The organism is Alloacidobacterium dinghuense (assembly GCF_014274465.1).
Taxonomy (GTDB): Bacteria; Acidobacteriota; Terriglobia; order Terriglobales; family Acidobacteriaceae; genus Alloacidobacterium; species Alloacidobacterium dinghuense.
In genome coordinates this window covers 4,055,729-4,081,747 of sequence record NZ_CP060394.1, presented here as the reverse complement: position 1 = coordinate 4,081,747, position 26,019 = coordinate 4,055,729, and the positions used below count along the sequence as shown (strand labels likewise).

The following is a 26,019-nucleotide window of genomic DNA, read 5'->3' as shown; positions in this document are numbered from 1 at the left end:
GACCTCAGATTATCACGATGATTCGACAGGCACTTTTAGATAGCTGAGCGCCGTGTGTTGGAAGCAATGCATTTTCTGATGATTAAATTCTTAATCGTGATGTGCGACAATGTTTATTCTAAACTATGAGGCTTTTTCAGAATTCCGGGGTGTACGCTCCTTATCTTTCTCACTTCCACCAAGTCAATCGAGAAGCCACGACGTTTAACGCTCAGGTCGAGATGTTCTTGGAAGATCGCTTTGGGGCCCTACATTTTCTGGCCCCTGTGCTGGCCGGCAGCTGCACAGCTTTCTTTACGAATGGAGATGATGAAATACTGCAGCGCACCTGGGCGCGCGAACAGGGAATGTCACCAAATGCGAGTCTAGAAAGTATCCTACTTGCCCAGATCGAGTCTCACCGCACTGAGGTTTTCTATAACTTAGATCCAATGCGATACAGTAGCGAGTTCGTTCGCAAGTTGCCGGGCTGCGTCCGAAGGACTGTTGCTTGGCGCGCTGCTCCGTCCCCGGGGGCAGACTTCAGTCGATATGACTTGGTAGTCTGTAACTTTCCCACTATCCTGAAGAGCTATGAGGCGCGCGGATGGAGGGCAGCCTATTTTGCTCCTGCTCATGATCCCGTGATGGACGAATATGCGCTCAATAATGACCGTCCTATTGATGTGTTGTTCGTCGGAGGATATTCGAGACATCACACCAGACGCGCGGCAGTGTTGGAAGCAGTGGCAGCTCTAAGAGATCATTATCGAATTGAATTCTGTCTTAATCGTTCCCGATTTACGCGCCTAGCGGAATCTCCGTTGGGCCGATTGGCACCATTGGGCAAGTACCGACGCCCCAAAGAGATACGCGCTATCTCCCGCGATCCAGTCTTTGGACGGCGTTTATATTCACTAATTTCAAAGTCTAAGATCGTTCTGAACGGAGCTATCGACATGGCGGGCGAAGACCGGGGAAATATGCGCTGTTTTGAGGCAATGGGTTGTTCTGCATTACTTCTGAGCGATGCGGGCGTATATCCTGATGGTATGCGAGATAATGAAACCCTGCTAACTTATGCGTCTCCATCCAAAGCGCATGGATTGGTTCGTTGCGTTCTTAACGATTGGACGTGCTATGCAGAGATGGCGAAACGAGCTACTCGGGTGATGCGTTCTCTTTACAATAAAGAAGGCCAATGGGAGGAGTTCACTCGGTTGGTTAGCGATATTTAGCATGGGTTTATTCGCGAGGAAGTAAGGAACAGCCTAGTATCATTTTGGGACCTTAACAAAGCTTAATTTTTGCCTGGGATCTAGAAATGCTCAGAAATTCGCTCGGATTGAAGGATATGATTCCTTTCAAAGTGAAAGGATGGCTCGACGCCATGTGCTATCCGTTCTACATAGCACGGGGACGCCGCCCATGGGGCCTCGGATACTACACTGCGAAACGGCGACAAATCGAAAATTCAATCGACGCCGAATTACTCAAGCCGGGTTCTATCCTCCCGGAAGGCTATGGGTACAGGCTGGATGAGCGTGTTATCGAATATCCATGGGTATATTCTCGATTGCCGAGTAATCCGGGACTAATGCTGGACGCTGGGTCGACCCTCAATCATAGTTTTCTTTTAAAAAGAGCCCCTGTTAGTAAGTCAAAACTCGCGATTTGCACTCTAGCACCGGAAAGGCAGTGTTATTGGAGGCAGGGGATTTCATATGTGTTTGAAGATCTCCGCGCGTGCATGTTCCGATCTGAAACATTCGATACTATTGTCAGCATATCAACGATCGAACATATCGGCTTAGATAATACGTTGCTTTATACGCCTGACGAAACTAAGCGGGAAAGTGAATCAAGGGATTTTCGCGCCGCAATTCGCGAATTCCGTCGAATCATTCGTCCAGGCGGAATCTGCTACATTACAGTGCCATATGGAAAGGCATGTAAGCGTGGTTGGTTTCAAGTGTTTGACGCACAGATGGTGCAGATGGTGCTTGACGATTTTAAGCCCAAGTATCACGAGATCGAATACTTCGGATATTCTCCAAGTGGTTGGCACGGTGCTGATCCTGGTGATCTAACTGAAGCGACTTGTTTCGACATACATCAGGAAAAAAACTTTGGCCCGGATTTCGCAGCATTTGCGCGTGGTCTAGCATGTATGCAGCTAGTCGCGTGAACACAGACGATGGCGGGCTTTGTCCCGGCGGGCTCTTCACCTACATTTTTGCCTGGGGCACCCAAAGTCAGCGTTTGCGTCGGAATTCTCATGGATGGGCAATGTTCGTAAGATCCCGCATTCCCTGTTGAACCTGCAGAGGGGGTTTCAGTGTTTCATTGCAACATAAATAAGGAGCCCAGATACGATGCAAGCATTTGCTAGAAGGCCGCGAATGCCGCAGACAACTCCAGAGTGGGACTGTCAAGAAGTGGAGTGGTGGGACGCGAACGCTGAGCATATTGAGAGGATTTGGGGCCTCTCGCAGCCGCTTTGCGTCGGGGTACGACAGAGATACATTGAAGATATCCGGGGGATATTTCTGCGACTTAAAGAAGTGAAACCCCTCAGGATATTGGAGATTGCCTGCGGGTCTGGGTGGCCGGGACGAATTCTGGCGTCATCGGAGCTTAGAGTGACAGGTGTGGACTTCTCTGAAATGCAGATTCAAATCGCTCGGTTGAAGGCGGCAGAGATTGGCCAAACCAATTGCGATTATGTCCAAATGGATATCAACGGGATGAACGAGTCGTTTCAGTCCGGTCAATTTGATGGAGCGTTCATTCATTGCGGCATTCACCATTTGAGTACTCCTGAACTAGTTGAGTTTTCAGAGCTCTTGGGCCGCAGTCCGAGGGGCTTCCCGGTCATTCTTGTTGAACCCGTCTATCTCGATCAAAAGCATTTGCTTGGCAGCTTATTAGGAAAAGCGATCAATGCGCTCTTTTACTTACTAGCGTTTTGTAGTTTTGCAGGCTTTCCTGCGGATGAGACTGTCCGCAAAACGACTCAAAGACTAGCGGACCTCGCAACGGATAAAGGATGGTTCTTTTCCCCTAAGGAGGTACCGTTTGACACCGATGAGATTCGAAGCCTGTTTTCGCCCTACTTTGAAATTATGGAAATCACCCCGGTTACTTATTTTGGACTCCGTGCTGCCCAATACGCGGCCACGTTGAGAGATGAAGATCGGGCCTCACGAGCGGCCTTAAGAATCATTCCCCTACTCAACTTTGTCGATCGTTTGCTGATTAAGACTAAATTGCTTCCCACCACTACAAGGGACTATCTCTTCTGTCGAATTGTGTTGATGCGATCTTAGGTACGAGATCGGTTATCAGAACGAGGGTATTGTTAGGATTTTAGGGCTCGTCGTAAATGCGTATTTGGATTACAGGAACTCATGGTTTTATCGGCCGCCATCTTGCGGCGTGGCTTTCTCGTCAAGGACACGAAGTGGCTGGCATCGGGCACGGTGCGTGGCCGCAGTCCGAGGCCGCAGCGTGGGGCGTTCGGCGCTGGCTCAATGGCGAAATTCACTCGAGCAACCTGCAGCAGTTGGCGCGAGAGGGTGGCGCACCTGATCATGTATTTCATTTGGCTGGAGGGTCATCGGTCGGAGCGGCGATTGCCAATCCACGCGAAGATTTCACGCGCACGGTGGCGACTACGGCTGAATTATTGGAATGGATGCGCCTTGAGGCGCCAAAAGCCAGGATCATTGCGGTATCGAGCGCGGCCGTTTATGGATCAGGTCACTCGGGCCATATCCGCGAAGACCAAACGCACAGACCCTTCTCGCCATATGGTTATCACAAATTAATGATGGAAAATCTGTGTCGCTCATATGCGGCGAGCTATGGGCTATCAGCAGTTGTATTACGCCTTTTCTCAGTATATGGAAGTTGGCTGAAAAAGCAGCTTTTGTGGGATATGTGCTCAAGACTTTCCTCGAACAAAGACGAGTTAAAGCTTGGCGGTACCGGTGAGGAGTTACGTGACTGGACTGACGTTCGCGATGTCGTACGGGCATTAGAGCTAATGATGGACTTCTCATTTGATTCCGGGGCGACACCGATTATTAATGCTGGATCGGGAAATGCGACAAGTGTGTCCAGGATTGTGGAACTGGTACTGAAGTGCTGGCCAACGGCGGCCGGGGTGACCTTCAGTGGCGAGTCCAGGCCCGGCGACCCGTATAGCTTGGTGGCGGATGGCAGCATGCTGCAAGCAATGGGCTTTCGATGGAATATTCCGGTCGATACAGGTGTTCACGATTTCGTGCAGTGGTACTTGCAATATTCAAGGAGCGGTGTTTGACGCGAGTGGCTTTCCCACTTATAGGTGGCGTAAATTGGACAGGAACTGGTGTTTATAATTACCTAGTGAATCTAATGCGTGTACTGACCGAACACGCCAGAAATCGCATACAACCGGTATTGTTTGTGGGTATAGATGCCCCGCTGTCGAATATCGAACCTTTTGGTGCCATTTCTGGCGTGGAGGTAGTCCGCTCTGCCGAATTTGACGATGAGAGAAAAAGCCAGCGCCTGCGCGATGCTCTAATTACAGGTTGTGATCGTGCGGCAGCCCAGTCCCTACGAAAACATCGAATCGACGTCTTGTTCGAATCAGCGCAATTTTGTGGCTGGCGTTTTCCGGTTCCATCCATAGCTTGGCTACCGGATTTCCAGCATCGGCACTTAAGAGAACTATTCACCTTTGGAGCATATTGGAAACGCGATCTAGGTTTTCGTGCGCAGATACTAAGTGGGCGGCACATCATGTTAAGCAGTGAAGATAGCCGGCGTGATTGCGAAAGGTTCTTTCCGAAGTCTATCGGTAGAACCTCAGTTGTTCGCTTTGCGGTTCTACCCCCTGACGCGTCCGATTTTGAAGGCCTTCGCCCGATCGTGAACAATTACAATTTACCTGAGCAATATTTCTACCTGCCGAATCAGTTTTGGAAGCACAAGAACCATCGAATTGTAATCGAAGCGCTGCATGTGTTAAGGCAAAAAGGCATTGATCTTGTTGTGGCGGCTTCAGGCAAGCCGGAGGACTATCGGCATCCGCATCATTATGAAACGCTTCAATCGCTTGTTGGTTCGCTCGGACTAAAAGAAAATTTCCGCTTTCTTGGGATTGTGCCTCGTCAGCATGTGTTCGCGTTGATGCGCGCCTGCACTGCAATGATAAATCCCTCCTTGTCGGAAGGGTGGAGTTCGACTGTTGAAGAGGCAAAGTCGCTTGGAGTGCCCATGCTTCTTTCAAATCTATCGGTGCATCAGGAGCAGGCTGGAGATTCTGCTCTTTTTTTTGATCCGCATGAAGCAGAACGGCTTGCCGCGCTAATGTCTCAGCAGAAAAATTTACCTGCTTCTTCACGCCATGAGATGGAAAAACTTGCCTCGACCGCTTCTCGGAAGAGAGTGAGTCAATTTGCCGCAGACTTTTCGTATACTGTCGAGCGTGCGTTAGCCTAGTTTAGTGTGGCTTTCTTTTCTCAACCGAACTTTCCGTACAAAGTATCCGCCGGTTAGTGACTACCTTCAAGTCAACTATTCGAAGTTGGACATATAGCTTTAGAACTGGGATCGAACCTCGAGTCAAGGTGAATTCGAACAATATCGTTCGAACAGAAAAGGCGCAAATCAGGCCCTGACGTGGGTAACCATTTCACGTTCTCCGGCAGCCTAAGTAAGACGTGGACCCACTCATCAACTTTCCTCGATCACAATTACAGCCGGGGAGCTATTTCGGAAGTGTATAATTGAAGCGGTCGCCGGAAGACAATGAATAAAAACAGTTTAATTTATGCGTTGCATAGATCTGGAGTCTATGGCCTCTTAGACCGAGGCCGTGATTACAGAGAGCTGTCGAAGGTTGCCAGCCGCCGGAGCTTTTCGCAGTTTGGCGAGGATTTATTCCTGCGCGACTATTTTGGCGATCGGAAAGGACTTTATATCGAGGTTGGCGGCAACCACCCATTCAGTCTAAGCAATACTTATTTGCTCTATAGGATGGGATGGAGGGGATTGGTTATTGAACCTATCCACAGGCTGTATGCAAAGCATAGACGGTTCCGTCCACGGGACATCCAAGTAAATGCAGCGGTTGGAGACGGTGATGGTGATCTAAGATTCTACGAGATGATCCCATCTGTTCTTTCCACTTGTGACCCGCAGGAAGCTGCAAATATGATTGCAGCCGGATCAGCGAAGTTATTCCGCGAATATTCTGTTCCGATGATGTCCGTCGCTGACTTGTACCATACGCATCTTGCTCCTCATCCGATCTCTCTCCTCTCCGTCGATACCGAGGGCCATGACATGGCGGTATTACGCGGAGTTGACTGGGAATTGATACAGCCCGAGATCGTCATATGCGAGGCAAACGATGACATCAGGAGATTGGAAATCAGCCAGTTTTTGACCAGTCATTGCTATGAAAACATTAAGAGTCTGGGCTGTAACATGCTCTTTAGACATAGCCAAGGTTAGAAAATGCCGCAATGATTTGAAACATCCCTCTCGGGTGTCGCATGATCAGCATTACGAAGAACAATATGGTTTCTCCTTGGCTCCGAGTGTAAGTGCGCATGTGCCTTTACCTCCAGTTTTGACTGTAACTAGAAGACAAAAACCTTTCCTGTTTCACAGTTCGGAGCAGAAGGAGACAGTAAACCTGATGATACGAAGTCTTTTTTGCTGCAATCACAGCTGCAGTCAATAGTCGGCGTACGTCCTCAATTAGATAATGGTAGTAATATCCTGGCATCAACTCTGCTGATACCCCAGACCGCAAAACCAATTTCGATAACGGGCGGCGATCTTACTCCGTTACGATTTATTACGAATCAGCCGATCGAACATGGGTCTGCCATCGTATGCGGCTCTGATGTTGAACTAGAGTCTTCACTATTTCCTGGCTCAGGGACAGATTTGGCCGACGGAATATTGGTCGTTAATTCTACGAATATCGTGTCGGATGATTTTCTGGCCCTCTGCTGGCCCGCCCCGGACTCCGCAGAGTTGACCCTGTAAATTTAGGCTGTCACCGGAGCTGTGGGAAAGTGGCAAACGCCGCAGGCGTTTGCCAAGTGAGCGGAGCTCACGTCAATTCTATGGTTCTGGGTTATGGCGACGCGCGCAGACACTCTTCGCGCAATCGGTCGTGAGCGCTTTCTATATGTCCGTTCTGCGTTGGCTTGCCCGGCTGGATATGTCGCAACTCAAGCTTCCACTTCAGTGCCCAAGCCAGGAAATGACACTGGTGAGTTCCGGGCCGATCACCGGGCGCCCGCGCATGGCGATGAACTCATCCAGCACCCGTGTTACGCGCCGACTGGCGAAGCCGGTGTCCAGTTCCAGCACCAGGCACTCTCGCGTAAAAGCATCAACGCTCAGCACTCGAATCACACGTTCTACCGCAAGCACATCGTGAGCGAAGTCCAAGGCCCACTCCTGGCTGGCGCCGCTCATCGGGAGTTGAGGAGTTGACAACGATGAGAAAGAACAGCCAAGTCAAGATTAGGAGATATCTCACAAAACTATCGTTTGTTGGTAGGGATTCTCCCGCTGTTACCTCTGTAATCTCCACGTTCACCTTCCATCATATCGACCCTAAAGCCTTCGACCTGAGCACTCCATGTCCTGAGTGCGGATACAAGATCCAATCGAATGAACTGATGTGGCTGGACCGCGAGCGCATGTTCTGCCCGCAATGCAAAAAATTGTGTTCGTGCCGACGAGGGGAATCTCAACCCTCGGCCGCCGATTTAAAACCAATAGCGCACTCCGATATTTGGGAACAGCGGTATCTGGTAGATCGGTGAGACGGGAACGTTATCGTAGCCCTGCATACAGCGGCCGCTTGTAGTGCATCGCGGCAGCCACTCATAGGCCAACAAGTTCTCGCGATTGAAGGCATTTTGCAGTCCTCCATAGATTGCCAGCTTTCGATCGCCGAGATTGAATATTCGATCCACCTGGAAATCCAGACGGCTATAGACCGGCCCACGAACAGCATTGATCCTGCTCGTGTCGTAGATCGGTCTGTTTTGTGCGATGGATGCGGCAAGCAGAAATGGCGTATAGGGCCTTCCCGAAGCGTACTCATAGCGGGCGCTTGCCTCATATCGTTTCCCGGACATGTAGGTCATCATCAGGTTTCCGACAAATGGATAATCCAAATTTCCGGGCCTGAAGATTCCGTCGAGTCCTGCGAATTCGCTACGGGCATACGCAACATTCGCCTGAGTATGAAGATGGCTGGGAATACTGCTCTCGGCGCTCAGTTCAACTCCTTCTGATCGCCCAAGGCCGCTACTAGTGAGTGGCAGCCAGATGAACTGCTCTCCCAGGTTATCAACCATATCTGCGAGCGACAAAGACGGATATTCGGTTGAGACCGGATAGTCCCAATACTCCTTTTTGTAAGCTTCGATCTTTGTCTTGATCGCGTGACTGTCCCAGAGATTGACCCCGGCAATATAATGCCGTGCGCGGATTGGCAATAAGTGACGATTTTGGGGAAAGGCGAAAAGGTAGGCTGCAGGTGCGAGCTGAGCATAATCGCCGAATGCAGCGTAAAGGCCAGTATGCTCGCTCATCCGATAGTTGAGTGCTGCTCGAGGAGTCACAGAGCTTGATCCATCAATCGCGAATGTCTGTATGCGCCCGCCTAGGCTGGCGGAGAATTGCTTGGTAAACTGAAAGCTGCCCTCGACATAAAATCCCGTTTCGCCCGAGGAAAGACGCGGAGCAAAACTTGTGGCATCCGATCGCGCCGGATTGAGACTGAGCGGTGATTGTGCGCCAGTCGGTTGCGCTATTTTGTAATTGAACCGCTTCAAGCTTCCCGCTCCGCCCATCTTCAGGTTGATGCGGGTGCCCAGTTGCGAGAAATAGTCGTAGCGAAGATTCGTGACGCCGTCATTTGTCAGTTCCTGGTAGACCGTAATCGGCGTGAAGGCACTTGCTGGAAGATCGCATGTGCTCCATTTCTCGCTGACGGCGCCAAGGAACTGATCCTGCTGGTTGATGTGCTGGTGCTGTTCCGAATCGGAAAGGGTCATGATGCCAAAGGCAGATGGAGAGAACAAGTGTTGCCAGCGCATTCCGTTTGTCGTACGCCAGCCGCTGTACTGAGTATTGATTGTGTTCGTTTCCCTGATGTCCTTAGCACATGGCTGAATCGCGATCGAGTCATCCCCTGACAGACTTAGAAGCGTGATCTTATCCCTCGCGGAGGGATTCATCGTTGCATTTCCAAGAGCATTCTCGAATATCGGGACACCGTTCAACCCAATATCGTTGGTGAACAGGTTCAATAGGCTTCGGTGGGCCGAAGCTAGAACGCCTCCCTGCCCCGACAGTGGAAACTCCACGAGGCCTCCAGCCCCAACGGTGCCCACTTCTCCCTGCTCTCTTCGCTTTCTGCCATCAATTTGCTTCGTCTGAATTGAAACCACTGATGAGAGACGTTCTGGATAGGAACTGTCATAGCCACCAGTGCGCAGATCTACACCCTGAATTGATCCCGTGTCGATCATCGAGACGAGGCCGCCCGTGGTGCCTTCAGTTGAAAGATGGTTGATATTCGGCACTTCAATGCCATCTACCAGATAGAGATTCTCGATGGGATTTCCGCCTCTAACAATCAGGTCATCGCTCTCGTCATTATTGAAGGCGACACCCGGGAAAAGCTGCAGATATCGAGAGAAGTCACCATAGGTTCCTGCCGAGGAAAGAATGTCCTCCCGGCTCGCATGGAGCGGGGCAACTCCCTTTATTTTGTTATCGTTTTGCTGGCCATTCACTTCAATCGTCGCATTGACGACAATGGGAATGATCTGGAGCGGCGACGCGCTCGTTGTTTCTTTTGCATTTAACTCAGGCGCATGGGAATCCGAAGCGAGATATTCCCTTGCCACAGCTTGGCCCCAGCAGCAGATTGCATTGGATATCAGGGCACTAGCCACGAGCATAATCCGCGCATTTCCCATATCCACCTCCCGCCTTTTCCTTATCGGCGGCGATGGGAAATGCAGCTAGCCAGAAATAGGCAGATGGAATTAGGAAATTCTAAGACTATTGCTTAGAAGGTATGCCTACGAGTGTTTCATGTAGGACACATCCTGCGCCCCTGTCCATGTATCACGAATGGCACCATGCCCACAGACATGATTGTGAACAAAGACTCGAATAACCTGCTTCCTCCACCGGGTTATTCGAGATAAATACGCGCTCACGCGTGAACTCGCCGCGAAGCTGAGTGAACTGGAGTCGGAGCGCGTGATCGAGCCATATTAGAAGATGACCGCGAAAAAAGGGGTAGATTTCTAGAGGCTTTGGAATCTATTAAGAGATGAGGTGATGATCAGGCTTAATCTTCCATAAACGAAATGGCCCGGCTTTTGCCGGGCTTCTTCGTTTGATTGTCTGTGGAGATTTGGATAGGATTCCGCCGCGTGAGTATACTTTTCCTATGCGTCTCGCCATCTGGGTACTCTTCCTGTGTTTGGCAGCGGCAGCGTTCGCTCAGACTCAGCAGCAGGTTTCATCTGCTCCGCAGGTACCCTCATCGGTTGAACAGATTCCATCCGATCTAGCCACTGAGCAGGTCCCATCCGGGTCTCTTGAGCATTCCCACGCCGGTCCAACATCCATGGTTCAGCCGAAGATGCAGCCGATGGCGCAGCAGGCTATAACGCGCATGTATATGCCGATGGGCAAAATGACCACGCCAGGAGCACCATCGAGAGTCTGTTTTCAGCCTGGAGTCGGGTGGCAGACTATGCCAGCATCTTCTTCCAGCACCCCCGCCGCCAGCCATAGAAGCGGAAATGAGTGTCCTGGAACCCTCACTGGTACAGCCCTGAAGAATTCAGAGCCGAATGTCAATTCCGAACCCCAACCCAACTCTATGGAAATTCCGTCTGCGATGGGTTATTCACCGACCAAGCAGCCCTATTCCTTGGGGGCGAAATCGACATCTGACCCCGAGGAGTTTGAGCAATCCAGCTATAAAAGTCCAGTCAAGCTTCGCAGGATGATGCGCGAATCCTCGGGCCTTGAGACTAAAATAGAGCTTCAAAGGATGGCCGAAAAGCAAGAGAAAAAACCGAAACCGACACCCGAATGGGAATCCGCCAGCAAAAAGACTGGGAGCAAGAGTACACATCCTTCATCGGCCAGCAAATCTGCAGAGTCCTCTGATAAGGAAGCGCAACCACAACCATGAAATTTCTTCTGCAACTCTATGACGAACGGTCAGAGGACGGCATGAAACTCGCGCCCAGGATTCAGGATTTCGGGTGAATATATCGCCTTCCGATTATTCATCGTAGACTTTTGGACTTGGGGGCACATATGCTCTCGATATCCCTAAAGCCATTGATTTGGCGATTATGATCCCTGCAGGCCTGTGCTTGATATCATTCTCCGCTGCCTATATGATTCGCCATCGTCGCAGATGCAAAGAACTGGGAGTTTCGCCGTGGGATTAATACTGGCTCTCTTGTTATTTCAAATCCCGCAGTTTACGATGCCAGCGGCAAAGCCTGTTTCCATTGCTCAATTCGGAGCCAAGGGAGATGCCAGGACTGATGACACCAAAGCCTTTATTGCTGCGATCAATGCTGGCGGCAATATCCAATTGGACGGAAAAACTTATCTGCTGACTTCGGCGCTCCAGATTCCACATTCGCTGTCAATTACCAGTACAGCAAAGAGCACATTGCTCTTCCGATCAGCCACCCCGCTGGAAGCTGCCTTCATCATCAATGACCAATCGAATGTTTTATTATCCGGCTTTATGATCCAGGGCGCCGGATCGAGCCTTGCTCATGGCATTGAGATCACGAACAGCCAAAACATCCACCTCGACCGTCTCCAGATCGATGGCATCCGCGGGACGCTTCCAATTTCGACGGCAGGAATCGTTCTCAATAGTGTTGACGGCGTGTGGATCACCAACAGTACGTTTACCGATATCGGCTCAGATTCGCAGAAGACCTCTCTCGCAATCTGGAATTATTACAAGAAACGCTCGGAACACGTTTATGTAGATCACAATCAAATTCACAACAACGTGGCCAACATCGCTATCGGATTATTCGATACCGAGAATTCTATCGTCTCAAACAATGTCATCGATCAGGGGAATACTTGTGTAAATCCCTGCAGAAACAACGGCTACGGAATTCTCTTTTACCTGGTAGACCACAGCAAACCCGATCTCACGGACGATTCCGCCCTCAACAACCAGGTTAGCAACACCGCTGGCAGTGCGATCTATTTCGTTGCGGTTAACAACGTTCACGTTGAAGGGAATGTTGTATCAAATTCAACGCAAAAGATGGACGATGCCTCACTTCCAGCCGCGGCCATCGCTCTCAATGGCACCGACACCGGAGAAATCAAGGGGAATATCATCCAGTCAGACCACAAGGGTGGAATATGCCTCGCGACAACAAAAAACGTGACGATCGAGGAAAATCAAATCCACAATGCTGGGGCGTGGGGAGTCCATTTACGTGTCGCTCAGAGTCACACGCTCATACGCAACAACACGATTGACGGAGCTCCAACAGCAGTGCTCGAAGAGAAAGATGCAACCGACACCAAGATTGAAAACAATGCAGAAAATCGGGTAATGCAAGCCCACGTTAAGCATCAGTGAAGTTCCGTGGCATATAGATAAAGAGCAGCATCCAGAGCAGCAAACCTCCGCCCAAAAGCGTCGTGAACAGTGATGCATTTGTCAGCGAGATCATACACATGCTCAGTGCCGCGCCGATGAAGGCAAGCCGGTAATTTCGCGCACAACTGTCGAGAAACCAAAACATGAAGGCGCAAATAATTCCAATAATCGGGATACCAATCAAACCAAACCCCGCGATGCCGTCCATCGCGAAGAAGCTCGCGTTCTCATTTCCCGTTCCTCTTGGGCCCGACCAGCCCATGAAAAAAGTGCCAATTTCCTGCCCTAGCGACTTTTCATAAGGATTCGTTACGAATAGATTCACGCCAGTGACATGCGATAAGTAGGTATGCGGGAAGTTCTCAAAGAAATATTGATAAGTGGCTATGAACAGTCCCGGAAGCGCTGCTGAGCGTACCACCGTTGCCGAAGCCGCTGCAAATAGCAGTTCGCTAATCGAGTGGATTGCAAGGAACGGGAGAGTGAATGTCACCGCAGCAAAGACTATTGCGAGAGCAGGAACCCATCCTCCGCGGTCCTTCTTGAGGGTGAAGTAGAAGACGGCGATTATAACGATCGACAAGAGAACTGACTTCGCCGCTGCCGCCATATAAAGCAGGACCTGGCCTCCACAACCAATCAAGATGAGGTGGTACTTTCGCTTGCTCCATCCATAAGCACACAGCAGCGGATTCATGACATTTGCCAGCAGGGAAGTCACATAGGTCATCCCCGGATGTTCAGCCGTTGCCTGCCGCGAAGCAAATCTGACGTCATACACCTCTTTGATACCGGCGAATTTCATCTCATTCCGGTAAACGAGAAAGACAGCAACATTCGCGAGGACGTAAAGGATTGCGAAGGCTACCCAGAACATTTCCGGACTTACGGGATAGCGCGGTAGTTTTATGGTGTGCAAATGATATGACAGGGCAATCAGCAACATTCCCGCAGTCATGCTCAATTGCAGCAGAAATAGCGTATAGCCCTCATCCAATTGCACGAAAATCGACACGAAGAGCGCCGGGACATACACTGAAAAAAAGATGAACCAATAGATAACTTGACTCGGCCGCGTGATAGTTCGAGGAGAAAATGCGCTCAGAATCATCGGCAACGTATAGGCGAGGAGCATCAGTCCCGGCACGGGAGCCTTGTACGTGACCCCGAGATATCCCCAGGATGGCGAAATCCATGCGATGTATGCCCAATGGAACGCCGCGCAGTAGAGAAAGACCCATCCCGGTGTTCCAATGCGCAAAAGTTGTCGAAAAGGGACTTGCATGGAACAAGTCTACTAGTTATCGACTTGCATCGCTGCTGCTCGGAGAGCAGAGTGATTTGGTGGCCGTCTTGATGAGTTTCCCTCCCAGCGCTCAGGCTCTTCTGAACACTCATCAAGAGATTGGCTATTAATTCCTGCCGCACCAATTCCTGTGAAACATCATTTGCGACCGTCGCAACGCTGTTACGTTCCATCGATAGACTAGGCATGATTGCTTCCACATTGCGCCTGAATCTGCGCCACAGGAAGGGCCTTTCTCATTCCTGCCCGGCTTTCCGCTTTTCGATCTTCGCAATCCTGCCAACCCTGGCATTTCCTAGTAAAAACTTCTCGTGCAAAATCGCCAGCGCCATCTGCAGTGGATGAAGCTTTTTTCCTTTGCCTGTTAGCGGGAACCATTTCAAAGCCCGGACTTTTGCGAATGGTGAAATACCGCCCAAGGGGCAGGAGATGTCCCCGGATGGAACCCAATCATCCCGAATCTTGTTCCCCTGCATCATGTGAACGGACTACGATTGTCCAGTAAATTGGAGGTGTGGCGTGTCCCGTGGTCGCATTTTTTGGTGTGTGCTACTGCTTTCCAGCATGGCGATTGCGCAAAGCCCTATTGTGGAGAGCCACGATCTTCCGTCAGCCATTGGGACTGTAGGAAAAGAGCCGGCTGCCTCCGAGGACGATACCGCTTATGTACAGGGGCTGGTTGATGCAGGCGCAATTGTGCCGCCGGGCACTTATGTCCTCCGCCGTACCATTGTCGTGCGGAGGCCCTACACAGTAGTTCAGGGATCCGGGCCCAAGACGATTTTTATTTTCCAGCCCAGTTTGCCGCTCGAAAGATGTGTGAATGATCGCGCTTTCACCACCTCTTGCGATAGTTTCTTCAACCCCATCACACAGACAAATGTCAATCGTCGCCAGATCGCGGCGCCAATTTCAATCGGAGACAGTTCGTTCCAGACCGTTGACGATTCGAGTAAGTTGCGGCCGGGAGACTGGCTAGTCATCACAGACAATGACTCGCACATAGGTCCTGTGGCTATCGACTGGGTACAAGTGGCCTCTGCCGTCGGCAACACTGTACGAGTGACAATTCCCTTTCGGACAGCTTTCCCTATTGCCTACAGTTGGGATCCTGTCTACTCGGGCCTTGGCTTCTTCAAGGTCGTGAACCCGGTTCATCACGTTCGGTTCCGAAACTTCACAGTCGAGGTGCCAGATTCCAGCATACATACGGCAGGAATCTCGATTTACAACGCCCAACATGTGGTGGTCGAGAATTTAAACGTCCAGGAGAGCAACGGCCAGGCTCTCTATAGCTTTCTATCCCAAGACGTCACGTTCCGGAACTGCTTTGCGTACAGCGGAAAAGTCTTAAGCGAATTTGCCTCGACAGTCGATTTGACGTTGAGAGGAAATGAATTTTCTTCCATTGGAGATGCTAGCTTTGGTCTTGATTTGGGGATCGGGTTTTTTGATGTTAGGCACAACAAGGTAACAAGCAGCCTTAACGTGGGTATGTATGTGCTCTACGCGGTCCACGATGGGAACATAGAAAGAAACTCGATCGGTATCGTGCCCTCGCAGCAAAGCGCAATTGGAATACTCGTGCGCGGTGCGCAAAACGTCACAATTACACACAACTATTTAGCGGGCGGTCAGGGGCCACATAGCATCGGTCTTTCTATCGGTCCTGAATTAAGCCTTGACGTTCCCATAGAATCATACGGGAATGTTGTGTCACCAAATACTTTTGGAACGTGGTATGAGGATTACGATCCCGATAACCAGCCATAGAGTCTGGGGATCAAATCAAATCGTTTTGCTCTGGCCAGTGCCTCCGCCTGCTTAATCAGCGAGTTTGCGAACAGAACGAGCGACACGGCTTGTTCGGCCCCTTGTAAACGCGTCGAGGCGATGGCGGCGGTCGCCGAAGGAACTGCTGGAAATCAGTCATGCGACGCTACGAACGCGCCAGTTCGCTGATTACCTCGAACAGACCCGTTGAAGATTGGGAAAGCTGCTTTGCGATTAGCGCAGCTGCCTCCGCTACGCTGGATCGGCTGCTGCATCACGGACACGTGCTCAAGTGCGGCCCACGTAGCTTGGTGAATCAAAACCGGCAGTCCGGGAGAAAGCCAATGACAATGCAAAGGCAAAAACAAAAAGGATGTTGGGCAAAGAACGCCCGGCGGCGTCGCGACTCGGGATCCAGGAGCCTCCCCGACGGAACCTCACCAAAGAATCCGAAAATCATCTCAGTTTTGTGCGGATCCAGGGGAGCAGGTCACTGCCACGCCTGCCAAGGCCGTAGGCCCAGGGCGGTTCCCACAGTGTTTTATGGCGTAATAGGACTGTGTCCAGTGAATGCCATACATTAAAGTCATTGCTGCACCGTAGCAAAGGATTGCGATTCTCGTGCCAAAGCCGAGATGAAACGGAAGCGTTATCGAACCTATTGTAAGTGCTAGTCTTGACACATCCCATACAAGTTGGGATCTTTGCCGTTCAAGGATACTTAAGGTCATTGTAACGGGCGAGTTGATGAAACTTGCATAAAACATCAATCCTAGATAGCGCGCATATATGCCTGCCTCGTACCAGATGTGGCCGAAAATAAATTGAAAGATGGAAGGTGCGAGCATCATGAATACGGCACATGGAGCAATCCCCAAATACAGCATCCTCCGAGTGGTCTTGAGGAAAATGTACATGAGACGCTTTGGATCGGATCGAGAGAGTTTGGCCGCCTCGGAAGTATAAACTTGGGCGATGCTCGCTCCTATAAGTGCAGCGGGAACACCCAAAACACGGTTTACCAAGGCAAACCATCCGGTATCCTGCGCCCCATAATACTGGGCAAGAAATAATGAGGGTAACGCGAGGCCGGAGAAGTTAATTAGAGCGCCCCAGAGCGAAATCAATGGATATTCACGGTACCGAAGGGCGAGTTTCAGCATCTGCGACAGGCGAATAGCCCGAACCTGGTCCGCATATTCCTTCCATAGATCGCGTAGGAACCGCCCGCTTCCCACAACTCGTCCAACGGCATCTCCAATTAGCAGGCCGATAGAGCCGTGGGTTAAGAGGCCCACGCCCAGTTGTGTCCCTACCTGCGCGCTAACTTGCATGAACTTGGTAGTAGCGATTTGCTTGTAGTGGCTGCGCCGCATTGCCCAGTAGCTGAGCACTTGATACATGCCGGCTCCTACTATGCTGACGGGAAGAAGCCACAAGTGTCCCCTCAACACAAGGACACTGGCGGGCAATATCCAGTGATAGTGACAAACAATGACGACTCCAGTTACGACTGCGGCCGAAAAGAGTACACACAGGACTGACAATCCAATGAGATTAATCGAGCTCTGCTCATCCTCCGGAAGCAGTATTGCCACATCGTAGCGGCCAGTGGCTGCCACCAGAGCAAGACCCATCACCGAAATAAAGATTTGGAGCGCTCCAAAGTCGCTCGGCTTATAAAGGCGGGTCAGAAGCGGCGACGATATGACGGCAATTACTTGAGCCATCACCGTTCCACCTGCGAGTATTGACACACTTCTGGCGAGCCCGCCGCGTGGCAATGCTCGATCTATGAGTCGCGAAAGCGATCGCTTCACGAAAATTGTTTAACCTCACCCAAATGGCGGAAACCATCTGCAATGTATGCGATAAAGTGGCTCGGAATGTCATTGCCGGTTTCGCATTCTGGCTCAAGATCAATCGTAGACGAAGATGTCACTACATACTCTCGTCGCTGGTTGGGAAAACATATCCGTGGAACCTGGCGGAGATAAGCAGCCCACATACTGAAACCTGAGCCCGAAGAAATTAAGGTTGAAGCCTTCGAAAGTTCAAGCATGTCACGCAGGGCGGAATAAGGTTCCTCCAACGATACATTTGGTAGGTCTAATAAGGGACGCAGCAATTCCGCTGAGCCATCCGAAAACACCCTCGCATCCACGTCGCCGCCGATTTGCTTCCGAATTGAAAGGAGAATGCTTCGATACCATTCAATGGGCAACTGGACATTGCGCATTGTGCGCAGTGCATCAGGATCAGTAACACGAGTGAAGTCACCCGTTCGGACATGGATTCCGATAAACGACTTATGCGGATTCACAGGGGGGATGTGATCAGGCCGTGCAATTCGAAGGAGTTCTAAATGCACCTCTTCCGGTCTTCCAGAGATGGATTGGAAGAATCTTGTATTATTGGCTGCTTCATTCTCAAAAACAAGGATTCTTGCTCCTCGTTCTAGCTTGGCTTCCGATTCCTGATGCGCCTTGAATCGTTTAGCAGTAGCTAATAACCATGTCCGATAGCTGCCGTGAATATAAGCATCGGTTCGGAACAATTTATGATACGAACGCTTATCCATTTCGCGACGGAGGTAAGGACCGACTCGGAGGTAGAACCAGCGGGGGGCTAGCATAGGAACTTGGTTGTCCTTGCACCAAAGGAAGCATCGCGCCCATGCGAGAAGACTGTGTCCTAGTCCGTAGCGCCCTGGAAGGGCATATCCAAAAAGCCTTCCATCCCCTGGATCTTGGGTCATTATTGAATCCTCAAATATCTCTTTAGAAGCAATACGACGCCGTTTATCCGCTTTTATTTACTAGCTTGTTAAAGCTACGATGGCTAACGGGCGTATTAGGGAATTTCTAACAACAGCTATTCTTAAATGTTGTAAGAGATTGTTTGGGAAGCAGGTTCAGTCATGAAATCTCTTGGTGTCGTAGGCCTAAACAGATGAATAAATTCTTGAAGAGCAGAGATGACATCGCTTATTTGCTCTTCAGAGAGCTCAGGATACATCGGCAAAGATAGAATTTCACTCGCGAGACCTTCTGTAACGGGTTTGGAACGCGGCCCTGGGGCATCCAACGCTTGGTATGCACCGGTGAGGTGTAAGGGAACGGGATAATGAATACCCGTCTGAATTCCCTTTTGCTCAAGAAACTGCTTTAGTTCATTACGGCAGGAGCAGCGAACTACAAACAGGTGAAACACATGTTCATCCCCTTCCGGAATCACAGGCGGGATAATTGGGGAACCAGTAAGAGCACCTACAAGCCTTTTTGCATGATCGCGCCGGGCGCTGTTCCATTTGGTCATGTGCGGCAGCTTAACTGATAGTACCGTTGCCTGAAGAGCATCGAGTCTGGAGTTCCATCCGACCACACTGTGTTCGTACTTTGCGGGGCTGCCATGCTCGCGCAAAATTCGAAGTTGTTTCGTCAGATGAGGATCGCTCGTAGTTATTGCTCCACCGTCTCCATACGCACCCAAGTTCTTGCCGGGATAGAAGCTGTAACAAGTCAGACGCCCCGAAGAGCCAATTCTTGTGCTGCCAATCGAGGCGCCATGTGCCTGCGCACAATCTTCAATTATCAGCAGGTTATACTTTGCGGCTAGAGCCTCAAACGGCTCCAGATTCATTGCACGGCCATACAGGTGTACCGGAACAATCGCCGCCGTACGACTGGTGATCGCCTCCTCGGCGAGTGCTGGATCCATGTGAAAAGTCGTAGGATCAACGTCAACAAAAACTGGAGTAGCTCCTGCATTGCTAATAGCTTCTGCAGTGGCAAAGAAACTGTTTGCCGGAACGAGCACCTCATCACCGCGGCCCAAATCCGCGACCCTCGCCGCTAGAGTTATAGCGTCAGTCCCATTGGCCACACCAACGCAATAATTGGCACCTACAAACTCCGCAAATTCCCGCTCAAACTTCTCAAGAACAGGGCCTCCTACAAAATGTCCCGAATCGAGCACATTTTGAACTGCTTTATTCATTTCTTCGCGGAGCCCGGCGTATTGAGCCTTCAAGTCTACAAATGGAACCCGGATTACTGGATTACGCATTAAACTCCCTTCTTCCCGCAGGATGGTCTACCTTTTAGCTAGGCCTGACGCCACGCGCTCAAAAACTGCGCCGCAATGTTGACAGCTACAAATCGCACCAACTTCAGATGTGGCCCGCATCGGAAGCTTCTCTGCGCATTCGCACATCCAGCCGATCGGACGTGCAGGGTTCCCAACAACCATAGAATAGTCCTGTACGTCATGAGTCACGACAGCACCTGCGCCGATGAACGCGAATCGCCCAATCGTACGACCACAGACAATTGTTGCGTTGGCTCCGATGCTTGAATTCGCCTTGACAAGTGTGGGTACCAGGCTCTCCGGCCCCTTCTTGATATAGGCTCGTGGATTCATGTCATTGGTGAATACACAATATGGGCCCAGAAAGCAATTATCTTCTACGGTTACACGCGCCCACACCGAGACGCCGTTTTTGACTGTAACGTTATTGCCAATTGACGCTCCACCCTCGATAAAAACATGCTCGCCGATGTTGCAGTCTGAACCGACCTGCGCGCCATGCGTGACATGTGCAAATGCCCATACGCGCGTGCGATCGCCAATTTGGTCGGTATCAATGAGAGCCTTCGGATGCGCGAAAAATCCTGCCTCCGCGGCGGTTTGCTGCGCCATCGTTTAAAATCCCATCCGGATACCGGCAATGGCCGGTTGCGGAGTGTTCAAGTGAGAGCGATCAACGAGTTCAAGGACTTCCACTACTTGAGCTCCAAATTCGCCAGAAGTGATCGATCGTTCCCCCGTCGTAAAACAGTGAACAAAATGCTCTATCTCTTTTAATAGTGGTTCGGCATTGCCGAGATAGGGAGCGTGCATATCGCCGATGCGATAGGTCAGCTGAAATTCGCCAAAAGTCTGTGGCTGGCAAAAATCGACGCCGCTGTCATAAATCTTTACTTTCTCTGCTAAATCCATGTCGTCATAGACGATCATGCGCTTGGACCCCACTACACATGTGCGACGCATTTTCTGGGGAGATAGCCAGCTGATTTCATTCGAAGCCACGACTCCGCTGGGGAACTCAAGCCATAAAAACGCAACATCGCGCTTGTCATGCTGCACGCATGCGCGACCAAAAGAGGCTCCGTTAACGGGCATTTCTCCCAGCCAATACAACAAGATAGAAATATCGTGAACGGCGAGATCCCAGACCACATCTACATCTTTCTGATAAAGTCCTAAGTTAACGCGGGACAGGCTGATGTAGTGAACATCTCCGATCTCACCGCTATCAATGAGTTCTTTGATTTTGATAACTGGTGGACTGTAAATGAAAGTGTGACCAGTAAATAAAGTCTTTTGCCGGTCAGCTGCCAGCTCAACTAGCTCACGGGCAAGATCAGCTCGATGAGCCAACGGTTTTTCTACAAAAACATGTTTCCCAGCAAGCAATGCACGCTTAGCCAAGTCATAGTGGGTTGAAATCGGCGTGGCAATCACGACGGCGTCTACATCACTCGAGATGAGTTCATTGAAGTCGCGATATCCCTTAAGAAAGGGATATTGCGTAGTGATCTTCTCAAGACTTATCCGATTCACGTCACAGGCAGCTACAAAGTCGCACGTCTGCGATTGGTTCAATACACGTGCGAGGTTCGGTCCCCAATATCCCAATCCGGCTAATGCGATCTTGGTCATGCTACGCCTCCGTTGTCACAGCCAAAGTCTTCAGGCTTTCAGCCTTTAGCGCATTGCTCCGGACGATAGCATCGAGAAATTCTGAATTCACCTGTGACCGGAGGATATCAATATTTGGCATGACACAATGACCACCAATGAGCCCAGGGAAAACATGAGGGAGGAAATCTACCTCGTCGATATAAGCATTCACTTCATCGTATGTAGCTCCACGCTCCTGAGCTAGTCGTTCAACCTCCTGCGCCCACCCGACCAATACACCAAGCCATGTTGTTTCCAGCAACTTAGCCAATTCTCCGATCTCCGCATTCCGGAAACGAGCTGTTCTGAACCCAGCTGCCGCAAAATGTTGAATAATTGCTTCAGTCGTTTGAAAGTCATCGGCGCCGACAAACTTGCAGTAACGCAGCATGTCAGCTTCCATCTTCGCGTGTTTGCCGCGCACCGGACTATAGGCAACTGCAGCTCCGCTGCGCTTAGCTATAGCCCTTGTCGTCCCTGGAGCAACCGTGCTGTTTACAACACAATACCGAGGTCGATACTTTGCAACATAGGAGCAAGTGATCTCTACAAAATCTTTTCGTCCAAATGGAATACAAATATGTAATACCGAGCACGGCCTCGCAATCTCAACTGGCTGGATATCGACGCCTACACATTCGTGAGATCGGCTAAGAAGGTTTAGCAAAGGCTTGCCTACTTCTCCGAGGCCCACCACCACCACGAGTTCATCAGACACAGGCATAACTCCAAAGTATGTTTTCTTTATCTAAGGCAGGAAAATGTAACTGCAATCGACTAAATCATAATAAAGCACTCAAAGCGAGTTCCTATTACTATGCCCTAGTTGGGCTTCTCATCTTCTGCGTAATAAGCAGAATATTTTGAGTAAGCGTATCCGTAATAGTCGTCGGCCATACCAACGTCATTGATCACGATGCCGGCAACGTGTACGTTGCTGGACTGGAGCAACTCACTCACGCGTCGTAAGCTGGCACGCGGAGTATGTCCAATCCTCGATACTAAGAGAACTGTATCGGTTTTCTGAGCTACCAGAACACCATCCGTAATCGCTAGACACGGAGAACTATCAATGATCACGTGATCATATTCTGCACGCCAATCTTCTAGGAGCTCGTGCATCTTGCTTGACCCTAGCAGGTCCGCTGAATTCGGTGGACGCAGCCCCGACTGAAGAATATCGAGGTGAGGAGCCTCGGGCAGGTTTGCAACGGCATCACGCCAAATCCCTGCACCCGCAAGGGAGCCGCTCAACCCAAAATTCTGGGGGATATTCAGTTGCTCTGCTATCAAACCACGTCGTAGATCAGCGTCAACTAGGAGGACCCGGGCACCTTGCTGGGCAAGGACTGAGGCAAGGTTCACCGTCACAGTTGTCTTCCCGTCTCCGGGGAGCGCGCTCGTGATTAAGATTGTCTTGGGCGGCATTCTAGCGGAGGTAAGCAAGAGTGCGGTCCGCAGCGAACGGAACGCTTCAGAAACCTGCGAGTTTGGTCGCAAGAGCACAATCGGACCGACACCCTCAGTTTCGAATGGCGCCTTCATATTTGAACTAGCTCCCTTTAGCCGTGAGTTCTGATTCATCTTGAAGTGGGGAACCCATCCGAAGACAGGAATCGTCGTTAAGAATTCGATATCTTCAGTGCTACGGATGGTGTTGTCCAGATTTTCAGCTAGAAATGCAAGTCCGACTCCAGAACCGAGACCTAGAAAAATGCTTAACGCAAGAGTTAAAGGGATGTTAGGTTCTACAGGTCTTGTGGGTAGAGTTGCCGGATCAATGACGTCAATCGTGGCAGCCTTAAGGCTGGCAACTACACCGGCTTCTTTTAACTTCTTTAACAGGTCTTCATAAAGATCACTGCCTGATTCCACTTCGCGCTTCAAAATGCCATATTCGCTCAACCCTTCACTCATGTCGTAAGCTTTTTGTTTTTGCTGGTCAAAAGAAGCTCGCAGTTGCTTCTCGGCAACCGCCGATGCTTCGTAATCTGTGCGAAAGCGTTCTTGAATGTCCGCAACTTCCTTGTGGAGAGCCTTTTCTAGTTGGGCCATCTGATTCTGCAATTGGATCACCTTTGGATAGTGAGGCCCAAACTCAGTGCTTGCCAGAGCGAGCTGATTTTTCAAGTCCGCCTCCTGGCTGCGCAACACCGGCAAAACGCTGTCAGGGACAATCGTACCAATGAGTTCGGGATTGCCAGACTGCGCGACTCTGTACTTTGCTTCTTTTACGATCCGATCAGCTTCTGCGTCTGTAAGCTCTTTGCTGAGATCGTCAAGTTTGGAAAGCACCAAATTATCGTTCTCGTCCGTACCAAAAATGCCGGTTTCTTTCTGGAATTTGGCCAGTTTGACCTGCGACTCCTCCACCCTGGACTTAAGTTGATCGAGTTGACCCGACAACCAGTCGGAAGCCTTCATTGTGTTATTGAATCGAGTTACGAAATTGCGCTGTGCATAGGCACTGGAGAGTCGATTGACAACTTCTCGAGCCAGGATTGGATTTGCATCGCGAAAGGTGATCTCCACTGCCTGAGTACGAGCGATACTCTGCACAGTTAGCGACTTGCGAAACTTGCCCAATAGCTGATTCTGGCGCTCGGGACTCGTTTTATCTATCTGTGCTGGCGCATCTGGTGTCACATATGGCCCAAATAAAATGTATTTGCGACGGCCCGCAAAGGTCGGTTCCTTATCGAGTCGTAGCTGACTGATGACGGTCCACGCAAGGCTATTGCTCTTGAGAATACGGACTTGCGTTTCAAGCTTTTCGTCAAAATCAAGCCCCCCTCCCCCGATACTGGCGGTGATATCGCCCATATCCAAAGCATCAGATCCTTCGGGGTAGATGGCTAAATCCGAAGTAGCCTCGTATCTGCGAGTCTTAACGACGCAATATAGTGACCCGAGCACAAATACAATCACAACGGCAGCGATGATAATCCGAATACGGCGACGCAAAATTCTGACAAGGTCACTGAGACCGATTTCGCTAGGTCCGGATGGAATGCCGGGTCCCTCGGGGATGGGGGCGTTAAAGACCACTCCCGAAGTACGACTAGCTGGTCTGTTTTGAGTCAAGAAACTCACAAATTCTTCTCCGACTGGCGAATCTCAGATGGTTATCGCAAAACATATATCGAGGCAATCGCTGCCGAAATGGCACCTTGCAGGCCGATCGCCCCATAAGTCTTCACATTGCTCGTTGGAACGAACACAATATCTTCGGCATGTAGCTGTAGATCCGGAGCCTCACCCTGGTAGATTTTGTTCAGTGGAACTTCATACTGCAGCGTTCCAGTGGAAGTCTTTCTGAGGATCAGTGTGTGCTTCTGGGAAGCAAGCTTGGTGGTACCCTGCGCCAGCGCAATAGCCTTCAGAAAAGACATGGAGGTGTTATTTTCCATGAGAAATGCACCCGGCTTGGCCACCTCTCCAACAACGTAGACCACACCCGTTTTAGAAATAACGATGGTGTCCCCAGGATAAATTGTTACGTTTGCTTGTTCAAAAGATGTTCCTTCGGGAAGAGTGATGATCTCGGGGTGATCTTTTTGCCCAGCATGAATAATTGTTACAGCGCGGCCGGCCTTTACAGTTAATCCCCCCGCCGCCGAGATCGCGTCGAAGAGCCGATGCGGACCCATTAAGGGATAGATTCCAGGCGCATTGACTTCGCCAGAAACAGTCGTTCCCTGGGTCGCAAACTCTTCGATGAGCAGCGATACTTCTGGCTTCTTCACCATCTCCAGTTCTACGAGTTTCCGGGCAATCAGGAGCTGGGCTTCGCGAACTGTCATCCCAGCAAACTTCAAATCGCCAATTAAAGGCAGGTTAACGATGCCGGTGGAGTCGACACGCACCTTTAATATCAATTCCGGTACATCAAAAACTGTGAGATCGAGCAAGTCGCCTGGCCCAATGATGATCGCGCTCTGATCAGCCACCTTTGTGGGCTGAGAATCGTTCACCGAATTGACTTGCGCCCAGCTACGATGAGAAACAGTCGCAAGGACGCCGGCGAGTAATACATATGTGCAAAATTTGAAAAGTCTCATCGAATTAGGTCACCAGGATTTTCGCGCGACTTGCAGTTGATCCACGAGCGAAATCCCCTTATTCAAAATGAATCCTAAATTATTGTCCCGAAATGAGGCAATGAATACAGATTCAATCTGCATTCACCGTCTTTACAGGGTCCACAGTCAAATCCGATATGGCTCCGGCAGATATAGGAAGAATTGCAGTATCCAATCGCGAGTGCCGGTCAATGGTAGAAGGCAAATTTGATTGAAGTAGTAGTCAAACAACCGATATCGCAAAACAGCGAATTCTGAGTCAATCCCCGCCAACGCAGCTACGCATTCCAGTTAGCTGGATAATCGCTTGGATTCTCATAAATTAGCCATAAATGTTATGAGCGACTCACGTCTTTCGCCTAAGAAATAACGCTTCCTCTATTAAAAAATCTCCGGTCAGGGAATTAGTCTGCAATTAA

Annotated in this window: 22 protein-coding genes and 1 pseudogene; 10 read left to right on the top strand and 13 right to left on the bottom strand. The window is 50.3% G+C overall.

Translation table 11 applies throughout. The features are described 5' to 3' along the window. Nucleotides 1–227: 227 nt before the first annotated feature. The 6 genes from H7849_RS16835 (at nucleotide 228) to H7849_RS16810 (ending at nucleotide 6,489) form a co-directional block, all read left to right on the top strand. Entirely contained in the window at nucleotides 228–1,217 is a 990-nt protein-coding gene (locus H7849_RS16835; protein WP_222439673.1) for a glycosyltransferase family protein, read from the top strand. 86 nt (nucleotides 1,218–1,303) lie between these two features. Next, nucleotides 1,304–2,167, top strand: a complete 864-nt coding sequence (locus tag H7849_RS26920; RefSeq protein WP_186740883.1) for a class I SAM-dependent methyltransferase — start codon at nucleotides 1,304–1,306, stop codon at nucleotides 2,165–2,167. 214 nt (nucleotides 2,168–2,381) lie between these two features. Next, nucleotides 2,382–3,308: a class I SAM-dependent methyltransferase gene (locus tag H7849_RS16825; RefSeq protein WP_186740881.1), complete on the top strand. Its 927-nt coding sequence runs from the start codon at nucleotides 2,382–2,384 to the stop codon at nucleotides 3,306–3,308. A gap of 56 nt (nucleotides 3,309–3,364) precedes the next feature. Beyond that, nucleotides 3,365–4,306: an NAD-dependent epimerase/dehydratase family protein gene (locus tag H7849_RS16820; RefSeq protein ID WP_186740879.1), complete on the top strand. Its 942-nt coding sequence runs from the start codon at nucleotides 3,365–3,367 to the stop codon at nucleotides 4,304–4,306. Between the two features lie 74 nt (nucleotides 4,307–4,380). Further along, complete coding sequence (locus H7849_RS16815) at nucleotides 4,381–5,472, top strand: glycosyltransferase family 4 protein (protein WP_186740877.1); 1,092 nt, start codon at nucleotides 4,381–4,383, stop codon at nucleotides 5,470–5,472. A 309-nt stretch (nucleotides 5,473–5,781) separates the two neighbouring features. Beyond that, entirely contained in the window at nucleotides 5,782–6,489 is a 708-nt protein-coding gene (locus tag H7849_RS16810) for an FkbM family methyltransferase (protein WP_186740875.1), read from the top strand. A 634-nt stretch (nucleotides 6,490–7,123) separates the two neighbouring features. Here H7849_RS16810 and H7849_RS27555 read toward each other — a convergent pair. The 3 genes from H7849_RS27555 to H7849_RS16795 all read right to left on the bottom strand — a co-directional run bounded on the left by H7849_RS27555 (nucleotide 7,124) and on the right by H7849_RS16795 (nucleotide 9,995). Then, complete coding sequence (locus H7849_RS27555) at nucleotides 7,124–7,219, bottom strand: integrase core domain-containing protein (protein ID WP_186740873.1); 96 nt, start codon at nucleotides 7,217–7,219, stop codon at nucleotides 7,124–7,126. Nucleotides 7,220–7,233: 14 nt separating this feature from the next. Next, complete coding sequence (locus H7849_RS27550; protein WP_186740871.1) at nucleotides 7,234–7,443, bottom strand: hypothetical protein; 210 nt, start codon at nucleotides 7,441–7,443, stop codon at nucleotides 7,234–7,236. 323 nt (nucleotides 7,444–7,766) lie between these two features. Further along, a complete protein-coding gene (locus H7849_RS16795) occupies nucleotides 7,767–9,995 on the bottom strand; it encodes a TonB-dependent receptor plug domain-containing protein (RefSeq protein ID WP_186740869.1) in 2,229 nt (742 codons plus the stop codon). A 791-nt stretch (nucleotides 9,996–10,786) separates the two neighbouring features. Between H7849_RS16795 and H7849_RS16790 the strand changes: the two genes are divergently transcribed. Next, on the top strand, nucleotides 10,787–11,233 hold the full coding sequence (locus tag H7849_RS16790) for a hypothetical protein (RefSeq protein ID WP_186740867.1): 447 nt from the start codon (nucleotides 10,787–10,789) through the stop codon (nucleotides 11,231–11,233). A 303-nt stretch (nucleotides 11,234–11,536) separates the two neighbouring features. Further along, complete coding sequence (locus H7849_RS16785) at nucleotides 11,537–12,673, top strand: right-handed parallel beta-helix repeat-containing protein (RefSeq protein ID WP_186740865.1); 1,137 nt, start codon at nucleotides 11,537–11,539, stop codon at nucleotides 12,671–12,673. Here the strand turns inward: H7849_RS16785 and H7849_RS16780 are convergent. Next, nucleotides 12,660–13,979, bottom strand: a complete 1,320-nt coding sequence (locus tag H7849_RS16780; protein ID WP_186740863.1) for a hypothetical protein — start codon at nucleotides 13,977–13,979, stop codon at nucleotides 12,660–12,662. The genes H7849_RS16785 and H7849_RS16780 overlap by 14 nt on opposite strands. A 257-nt stretch (nucleotides 13,980–14,236) precedes the next feature. Further along, the gene (locus H7849_RS16775; RefSeq protein ID WP_186740861.1) at nucleotides 14,237–14,419 is read right to left on the bottom strand and encodes a hypothetical protein; all 183 of its coding nucleotides are present in this window, start codon (nucleotides 14,417–14,419) and stop codon (nucleotides 14,237–14,239) included. A gap of 100 nt (nucleotides 14,420–14,519) precedes the next feature. Between H7849_RS16775 and H7849_RS16770 the strand changes: the two genes are divergently transcribed. Together H7849_RS16770 and H7849_RS27545 are read left to right on the top strand one after the other, a co-directional pair. Beyond that, nucleotides 14,520–15,773, top strand: a complete 1,254-nt coding sequence (locus tag H7849_RS16770; protein ID WP_186740859.1) for a right-handed parallel beta-helix repeat-containing protein — start codon at nucleotides 14,520–14,522, stop codon at nucleotides 15,771–15,773. A gap of 158 nt (nucleotides 15,774–15,931) precedes the next feature. Beyond that, nucleotides 15,932–16,090: pseudogene (locus H7849_RS27545) on the top strand (ATP-binding protein); the annotation flags it as partial. A gap of 144 nt (nucleotides 16,091–16,234) precedes the next feature. On the opposite strand, the gene H7849_RS26905 reads toward H7849_RS27545, so the two are convergent. The 8 genes from H7849_RS26905 to H7849_RS16730 form a co-directional block, all read right to left on the bottom strand. After that, complete coding sequence (locus H7849_RS26905; protein ID WP_251106323.1) at nucleotides 16,235–17,503, bottom strand: lipopolysaccharide biosynthesis protein; 1,269 nt, start codon at nucleotides 17,501–17,503, stop codon at nucleotides 16,235–16,237. An 86-nt stretch (nucleotides 17,504–17,589) separates the two neighbouring features. After that, nucleotides 17,590–18,354, bottom strand: a complete 765-nt coding sequence (locus tag H7849_RS16760; RefSeq protein ID WP_186740855.1) for an alpha-1,2-fucosyltransferase — start codon at nucleotides 18,352–18,354, stop codon at nucleotides 17,590–17,592. 299 nt (nucleotides 18,355–18,653) lie between these two features. Beyond that, entirely contained in the window at nucleotides 18,654–19,841 is a 1,188-nt protein-coding gene (locus H7849_RS16755) for a DegT/DnrJ/EryC1/StrS family aminotransferase (RefSeq protein WP_186740853.1), read from the bottom strand. 27 nt (nucleotides 19,842–19,868) lie between these two features. Further along, the gene (locus H7849_RS16750) at nucleotides 19,869–20,474 is read right to left on the bottom strand and encodes an acyltransferase (protein ID WP_186740851.1); all 606 of its coding nucleotides are present in this window, start codon (nucleotides 20,472–20,474) and stop codon (nucleotides 19,869–19,871) included. Between the two features lie 3 nt (nucleotides 20,475–20,477). Continuing rightward, nucleotides 20,478–21,497: a Gfo/Idh/MocA family protein gene (locus tag H7849_RS16745; RefSeq protein WP_186740849.1), complete on the bottom strand. Its 1,020-nt coding sequence runs from the start codon at nucleotides 21,495–21,497 to the stop codon at nucleotides 20,478–20,480. Nucleotide 21,498: 1 nt separating this feature from the next. After that, the gene (locus tag H7849_RS16740; protein WP_186740847.1) at nucleotides 21,499–22,236 is read right to left on the bottom strand and encodes a Rossmann-fold NAD(P)-binding domain-containing protein; all 738 of its coding nucleotides are present in this window, start codon (nucleotides 22,234–22,236) and stop codon (nucleotides 21,499–21,501) included. A 104-nt stretch (nucleotides 22,237–22,340) separates the two neighbouring features. Continuing rightward, the gene (locus H7849_RS16735; protein ID WP_186740845.1) at nucleotides 22,341–24,611 is read right to left on the bottom strand and encodes a GumC family protein; all 2,271 of its coding nucleotides are present in this window, start codon (nucleotides 24,609–24,611) and stop codon (nucleotides 22,341–22,343) included. Between the two features lie 32 nt (nucleotides 24,612–24,643). Further along, complete coding sequence (locus tag H7849_RS16730) at nucleotides 24,644–25,579, bottom strand: polysaccharide biosynthesis/export family protein (protein WP_186740843.1); 936 nt, start codon at nucleotides 25,577–25,579, stop codon at nucleotides 24,644–24,646. Between the last annotated feature and the right edge of the window lie 440 nt (nucleotides 25,580–26,019).

Coding starts and splice junctions, on each gene's coding strand:
- H7849_RS16815 (WP_186740877.1), top strand. CDS start 4,381: ATGCGTGTACTGACCGAACACGCCAGAAATCGCATACAACCGGTATTG.
- H7849_RS26920 (WP_186740883.1), top strand. CDS start 1,304: ATGCTCAGAAATTCGCTCGGATTGAAGGATATGATTCCTTTCAAAGTG.
- H7849_RS16745 (WP_186740849.1), bottom strand. CDS start 21,497: ATGACCAAGATCGCATTAGCCGGATTGGGATATTGGGGACCGAACCTC.
- H7849_RS16820 (WP_186740879.1), top strand. CDS start 3,365: ATGCGTATTTGGATTACAGGAACTCATGGTTTTATCGGCCGCCATCTT.
- H7849_RS16755 (WP_186740853.1), bottom strand. CDS start 19,841: ATGCGTAATCCAGTAATCCGGGTTCCATTTGTAGACTTGAAGGCTCAA.
- H7849_RS16810 (WP_186740875.1), top strand. CDS start 5,782: ATGAATAAAAACAGTTTAATTTATGCGTTGCATAGATCTGGAGTCTAT.
- H7849_RS16825 (WP_186740881.1), top strand. CDS start 2,382: ATGCCGCAGACAACTCCAGAGTGGGACTGTCAAGAAGTGGAGTGGTGG.
- H7849_RS16790 (WP_186740867.1), top strand. CDS start 10,787: ATGCCAGCATCTTCTTCCAGCACCCCCGCCGCCAGCCATAGAAGCGGA.
- H7849_RS16760 (WP_186740855.1), bottom strand. CDS start 18,354: ATGGATAAGCGTTCGTATCATAAATTGTTCCGAACCGATGCTTATATT.
- H7849_RS16785 (WP_186740865.1), top strand. CDS start 11,537: ATGCCAGCGGCAAAGCCTGTTTCCATTGCTCAATTCGGAGCCAAGGGA.
- H7849_RS26905 (WP_251106323.1), bottom strand. CDS start 17,503: ATGGCTCAAGTAATTGCCGTCATATCGTCGCCGCTTCTGACCCGCCTT.
- H7849_RS16795 (WP_186740869.1), bottom strand. CDS start 9,995: ATGGGAAATGCGCGGATTATGCTCGTGGCTAGTGCCCTGATATCCAAT.
- H7849_RS16730 (WP_186740843.1), bottom strand. CDS start 25,579: ATGAGACTTTTCAAATTTTGCACATATGTATTACTCGCCGGCGTCCTT.
- H7849_RS16780 (WP_186740863.1), bottom strand. CDS start 13,979: ATGCAAGTCCCTTTTCGACAACTTTTGCGCATTGGAACACCGGGATGG.
- H7849_RS16750 (WP_186740851.1), bottom strand. CDS start 20,474: ATGGCGCAGCAAACCGCCGCGGAGGCAGGATTTTTCGCGCATCCGAAG.